The sequence below is a fragment of the Staphylococcus sp. TCBT05 genome (assembly GCF_055179755.1).
Genome location: NZ_JBUQDQ010000018.1, coordinates 1 through 6,328, shown reverse-complemented (window position 1 = coordinate 6,328; position 6,328 = coordinate 1). Strand labels below are relative to the sequence as shown.

At 32.3% G+C, this 6,328-nt stretch carries 4 protein-coding genes and 1 pseudogene; 2 read left to right on the top strand and 3 right to left on the bottom strand.

The window, feature by feature from the left end; all coding sequences use genetic code 11:
* Positions 1-294: pseudogene (locus ACY191_RS05995) on the bottom strand (ParM/StbA family protein); the annotation flags it as partial.
* 578 nt (positions 295-872) lie between these two features.
* On the opposite strand from ACY191_RS05995, the gene ACY191_RS05990 reads away from it, so the two are divergent.
* Positions 873-1,349, top strand: a complete 477-nt coding sequence (locus ACY191_RS05990) for a hypothetical protein (protein WP_098659866.1) — start codon at positions 873-875, stop codon at positions 1,347-1,349.
* 230 nt (positions 1,350-1,579) lie between these two features.
* On the opposite strand, the gene ACY191_RS05985 is transcribed toward ACY191_RS05990, so the two are convergent.
* Both ACY191_RS05985 and ACY191_RS05980 read right to left on the bottom strand, forming a co-directional pair.
* The gene (locus tag ACY191_RS05985) at positions 1,580-2,506 is read right to left on the bottom strand and encodes a tyrosine-type recombinase/integrase (protein ID WP_463269943.1); all 927 of its coding nucleotides are present in this window, start codon (positions 2,504-2,506) and stop codon (positions 1,580-1,582) included.
* A 1,036-nt stretch (positions 2,507-3,542) separates the two neighbouring features.
* Positions 3,543-4,547, bottom strand: coding sequence for a Replicase RepFR55 (locus tag ACY191_RS05980; protein ID WP_463269942.1), 1,005 nt, complete (start codon positions 4,545-4,547; stop codon positions 3,543-3,545).
* Between the two features lie 529 nt (positions 4,548-5,076).
* Between ACY191_RS05980 and ACY191_RS05975 the strand changes: the two genes are divergently transcribed.
* Entirely contained in the window at positions 5,077-6,201 is a 1,125-nt protein-coding gene (locus tag ACY191_RS05975) for an AimR family lysis-lysogeny pheromone receptor (protein WP_043938904.1), read from the top strand.
* Positions 6,202-6,328: the final 127 nt, after the last annotated feature.

Here is a 6,328-nt window from a genome sequence, read left to right as displayed (position 1 = left end):
ATCATCTTTCGATTTATCAGATTTCTTTTCCATTTCAATACCTTTAATGTTTTCATCAATCACTTTTTGACCAATGATATAACGCAAATTGTTTGCTTTTAAGGTAGGTGATGAAATTGTAACATCAATGTTGTTTTCTAATTCTTCAACAGAAATATCCTCATCACTCAAAATGTTTGTTGCTTCTCCAATGTGATGTGAATAAATACTTGGTATGAATAAAGGATCAAGACCTAATACATTTAACTTTAAACCACTGTTTCCCGCATCCGCACCAGCTTTAAGAATTGCCATATATAAAAACCTCCTAAAGATTATTTTTTATCGATTAACTTAATTCCATTATATGCTAAACTCTTTCGAAAAGTCAATATAATTACATACGAATTAATACAATTTAATACAAGTCAATACAAAAAAACAGTAAAAATCTGTGAAAATCATTAAAATACAAGTGTTTTTCATATTGATTCGTATTTAGTTGTATTCATTTGTATTGACTTTGATTGATTCTTACATAATTACACTATTTTTAGTGTTTTGAATAGCATAGAAAGGCCCTGGTTTTGTTTTTCGTGTATTCAATACTGAATGCTTTTTTAATCATCTTCTCCTAGTAATATTTGATTATGATAATAGTTTTGATACGTGGTATTAACGTATCAAAGCTTTATTTAACACAGTTTTTATCATTATCAAAAACCTTGATTTTTGATAACTCGATTAAGTCTTATTGCCGTTCTTGTTCCTTTACTACATAGCCCCCTAGTTTAAAGGGACAACCTGTACCCATTGTTTTTAGAATGTTTTGGAAATTTTATTCATGTTTTTGGTATATAATTGATTAAAAGAATATACATAGGAGTGAGTTTATGGAACTTCAAAAACGTTTGGAGCTTATAGATCAATTAAAAACAGATGAACATATGAAGTTATTACTTGCTGGCATTAGGACTATCGGTGGTTTAGATAAGTTATCTAGAGATTTGTGTAAACTGCATAAAGTAAAGAATGAGACAATAAATGAAAAAATCAGGAAATACAGTGGTAATTTAGTAGATGAATTTGAAACTATGTCGAATGATTTTTATGAGTCTGCTGTTAAAGAAGTTGTTGAATTTTTTGGTTCAAGCTATGAAGATGATGACGAAGTTACAACCTATGTTTTTAATTATGGAAGAGGTCGATATGATATCGATAGTTTGATTGTAAAATTAAAAGATTTGTACATTGAAATTGATCAAATATCTGAGGGATATGTGGGCTTATCTGCTGAGAACGGTAAAGTAGTTCTTGTTCCTGAAAATGAATTTGATGCTATGTTTTTTGAGAATAAGAAGGAAAAATAGTATAATTTTAGGTTAACATTGCCTATCCCCCGAAGGATAGGCAATGTTAACCTTTATAGAATCAATTGCCGAAGGTTTTACGCATGGTGTGAGTCCCGATGGATTCTACACCAGCAAAATCTCCGGCTTTTTGCAGATGGAATACTTTTTTAACTTAATCTAATAAGTTGTAATTTTTAAATGTTTTTGGTGCGAAATCTTTTGAGAGGTTTTGCACTTTTTATGGAATTTTATTGGCGTTTATTCCAAAATTGAACGTATCTATGCAGGGCCTCAACGCTTTTTAAACCTAAAAACGCTTTAATTTCAATGGGTTTCATGCCATTCTGTAGGGCATTTAATATAAAACGGTTCCGTAGCATAGTTGGCGTTACATGAATTTCGGCGCGTTTCGCTTCTTTCTGTAACATGCGTTGTATAGCGATTCGAGTTAAAGCGGCGGGTTGATCGTCTTCATAATCCCAGCGGAACGTTTGCGGGCCGAAATCAAACGCCACAAAAAAGGGATCGCCCGTTTGTTGGCGCGGTCTTACAAGGTTAGGAATCTTGTTGTAATAAGATAAGGCAAGTTTTACATGCTCTTTTGAAAGGGGAATAGATCGTTTGTGAGCGTGTAACCCTCCTGGGGTAATCGTATTTGTCCCAAAGTGTATGTCATGCATAGAAAGCGTGAGTATGTCCTGGATGGATAGTCCGTAATCTAACATGAAATGAATCAATAAAAGGTTACGTTCTAGAATGAATTTTCTTCCCGTTGCCTGGTAGTCGGTTAATCCGACATAACTATGCATGACGCGGAATAGCTTTCTAATTTCTTTATCCGATGCAAAGTGTTTAGCAGTCAGTCCAGGAGGGGACACATTACTTTTTAAATCCTGGGCCGAACCATGAAATTGTAAAAAGTTAATTAGAATGCCTCGTACACGTTTGATATTAGAAATTGACGCCCCACGTTCCTTTTTAAGCGCCTTTAAATATCTTTCTAATACATTTATATCAAAAGAACGGAAAAACGATTCTGGAGGCAATTTGACGTGTTTTTGAACCCAAGATGTAAAAAGGGTGAGATCGTAGCGATATTGTTTAACGGTGGAAGATTTACGGCCATGTTTTAACAGATCAAAAAGGAAAACATCAACAGAAAGTTCCCAAGTCATGTTTATATACTCCTTTGTCCTAAAAATTGTGTACCGCAATTATATACGAGAACCATACAAACAAGCAATAGAGGATTCCAGGGCCAGGATATTGCGGGGATCTGCGGAGACATGTGGGCCTGGCTAGACAGGCCGTGGGGTTGTGATATAGGGGGATATGTAGATGTATTGAGATGAGTGGAAGGCGAATAATGGGCCGATGTTGAGCGAGGACAATATGCGAGGAATGGGAATGGCCGCCGCCCCGCATACGTAGTTTTATGAAAATCTGCCTGTCAACGGAATCTGATTCATAGCTGAATCAAGATACCCTTAACAGGAGCGCTTCGTTTTTCTTTTTCTTTATGTATGTAGGATAAAGCTAGTGTTTATGTACATAAACCTTAATTTGCACTTATGCCGAACTGATGCCGCATTTCATCATGTATACATTACATAGACATCATATTCGCATCACTTTGGCACTACATAGACATCAGTATTGTTACTGTATGCTTGGATAGAATTAGGATTGATAATAGGTAAACAATCATTCTGATATGCAGGTAAATAAACGAATAAAGTCACTTATAAATAGTGTGTTTATTCGGAAATATGTTGGGTAACTAAAATATTGTAGATTTGCATATTAAGAGAAATTTAGATTTTTATTTTCATGCATAGATCAACTTGGAGATGATATGTAAAAGTTTATAAAAAAAGAAATTCCTAATATAGGATACTTTTTATTAATAAATCTTGTTTAAAAAAAATTAAAACAATTAAATACATTAGGATTTATTTTTGCTCAATGAGCCTTACTCTCACAAGGGATTAGAAAATTCTTCTTATTTAATTACTGATTTAAAAACAGGTTCAATTCGAGTTTAAATTCATAGTGGATTTGTGGTGAAAAACGCCCTTAATCTGTAAAAGTGCGATAGATTGATAATGTGTTTAATCTATTAAAATAAAGAATGGCATGACAAAAAGCCTTGTTAAGGGGAATTTTTTGAACAAGGCTATAAAACAATTATTTTTTTATGAAAAATGAGATTTACGCGTTTGGATCAAGCATCTTTTTGAATAAATCGAACGGGATTTTACTCTTATTTGATTTTCTCAATTCTATATTTCTTATGTTTTCTTTCGCTTGTTGCTGTCTACGCTTCCTATTTGCAGTTAACTGTTTTGTATAGATTTTCATGAAATGAGCGGGCGTACTTTCTTGTGATTTGTTTATCTCAAAAAACTGTACACAATCCTCAAAAGTTTTTCTTGCTTCCCAATCTACGTCTGGCGGCATACGCAATGCGATTGTATAAGCATCTTTTTCAGTAATATTTGTATCTTTACTTATGATATACATATATAGTTTCTTCTGATTTTCACTCATAAACTCATCCATTTCACGGAATCGTAGTTCTAGTTTTTCACCCAAATTAGGGGCATTCATTGGCTGTTCTTTTACTTCTACTTCTTCATTTGTAGGAGCAACAGAATCCAATATATCTACTCCCTGGCATGTAGGTACAGTTGGCTTTTCGGTTTGATCTGTAGGTTTCTCCTGTTTTTTACTTAGTTTTTTAGATAGAAACTTTGTAAATGTAGAAAACATATCAATTGAAAACGCCCATTTTTGCTTAAAGTATTCAATGATTTTTAAATAATTGGTATTGAGGCTTAATATGTAAATAGATGGTGCTTTCTTACCATGACGTCTTGTTTTGATTTGATGGCATACTTCAAGGTCCTCTAACCACTTCAGAATAAAGTTGATGATCGGCACAGAAATACCCGACTTTTCACTGATTTGATTTTGTCTCATTTGAGAGTATCCTTCTTGTACTAGGTAAGATAAAACAACTTCCAATGCCTGATAGCGGCGTGGTGTTTGTATGAAGAAATCTTTAGTGGTTTTACCTTCTGTATCTAAAAGAATTAGATCAATAGCTTTAATTACTTTTTGTACTGTTTTATTGATAGCACCTCGCGGAACATGAACCAGGTGTGGACTTAATTCTCGTTTTGCTGTACTTAGTAAAAAGTTATTTAGTAGCATAAAAAAACCTCCTATTTTTCCACCACAAATAAACAGGAAAAACAGAGGTTTTATATTCACAATAGATATACGTTATGGTATAATTTTAGTATCAAGTTTGATACTAAAGAAAAACACATATACTTATAGTGTGAATTAAAGCCCCTATCTCTTGGAGTTTTTAATTGGTTTGAGTTTGGCGACCTGATCCAATTAAAAACGATGCGGTGGGGTTTTATTTTTTTTATAATTAATGTTTAAAACTAATGAATAGACTTTTGTTAAATATTTCTTGTTTGAAATACATATCTTTAAGAACTATTTTACACATACTTTTTTTAAATATCAACTAGTAATAAGTTAGAAGTAACCAGCAAATACGATTTAAATTTTCCGAATATTCTCAAAATAATGTAGAAATATGCAAAATTCCACACTGGAACGAAACCTTTTCTAATTTCTGTTAGAATATATTTACAGAAAATTCTTTTAATATAAAAGTTTTTGTATATTTATATATTAGAAGATGAGAGAGGGTGTGACAAGGGGTATGATTTTAGAAAAAATTCAAAAGGATTTAACTAATAGAGGTATTACTAATAGACAGCTTGCTGATTTGTTGGGCATTAGCCATTCTAAAGTGAATCAATCTATTTCAGGTAAGAGAGAATTTGACTTTTCTATTTATGCAGAAATACTAAACATGTTATATCCCCATGATTATTCTTTTCGAAAGACAGAAGTGTTTAACTATTGTAACCAAGCTAAACGGAAAGTTAATTTAAGAGTAGCGTTTGAATATATAGACATGTGCGGTGAATTAGAATTATTAAATCATTTAATTGATCGAGAAAAACAATCAAATAATTTGTTGAATCGTAAATTTGCAAGTGCTTATGAATTACTTTATTTACGAAATGCAGAGGAATTTAACCCGCACGAATTTTTGAAATTGGTAAAGGGAGAAATGGGAAAGCAAAAAAATGCAGAGGATATAAGTAAAATTCCTATGGAGTTTGCTCTGATTTACGCTTTTTTTGATTCGAGAAGTTACAATTTAGTAAGTGCAAATATTGATGAATTAAAGACTGAAATTGAAAAAGTGAAAAATCCATTTTTAAAATCTTCATATGAGTTAAGAACTATGGAGTTATTGGCCACATGTTTTCATAGGAATAACGAGTTGGCGAGAGCAAGAGAATTATGTGATGATATGATTTCCAGAAATGGAAGAGTATCTTTACTTCCAAAGGCTACAGCGTATTGTATTATGGGTGAGACATATATATTAACAGACTACGAATTGTCTAAGTATTATTTAGACAAAGGGTTAAGTCTGGTGGTTTCACCAAATAATCAAAAAATGCGTAAAAAACAACAAATGTTACAAACAACACTTGATTTTCTAAACATTCATTTTGAAAAGAATTTAGATCATATACAACCTATAAATCCGACAGAAAGGGGGTATTTATACATAAAACAAAATATGAAACAAAAAGCAGATTCTCTTATGGAAGAAACTAAAAAACAAAATGGTTTTCTTACACCACTTCAACTTTTTGTTCAAGCTCTAGCAAGAGAAGATATGAATTTAATGAAAGAAGCTTTATTGGCCTTTGAACGAAATAATGATTTGTTCTATGCGGAACTTCCAAAAAATGTGTTAAAATAAATTTAGAGGTGGTTAAATATGAAGGGATGGGCAAAACGATTATATTTATTGGCCACGATAGCGGCTTTAACAGCATTTCCGGCACAAGGAAATATTAGTAAAATTTTACAATATATGGTAGATCCTG

What these genes read in the sequence shown, in the direction of transcription:
- ACY191_RS05975 (WP_043938904.1), top strand. Translation starts at nt 5,077, where the DNA reads ATGATTTTAGAAAAAATTCAAAAGGATTTAACTAATAGAGGTATTACT.
- ACY191_RS05980 (WP_463269942.1), bottom strand. Translation starts at nt 4,547, where the DNA reads ATGCTACTAAATAACTTTTTACTAAGTACAGCAAAACGAGAATTAAGT.
- ACY191_RS05985 (WP_463269943.1), bottom strand. Translation starts at nt 2,506, where the DNA reads ATGACTTGGGAACTTTCTGTTGATGTTTTCCTTTTTGATCTGTTAAAA.
- ACY191_RS05990 (WP_098659866.1), top strand. Translation starts at nt 873, where the DNA reads ATGGAACTTCAAAAACGTTTGGAGCTTATAGATCAATTAAAAACAGAT.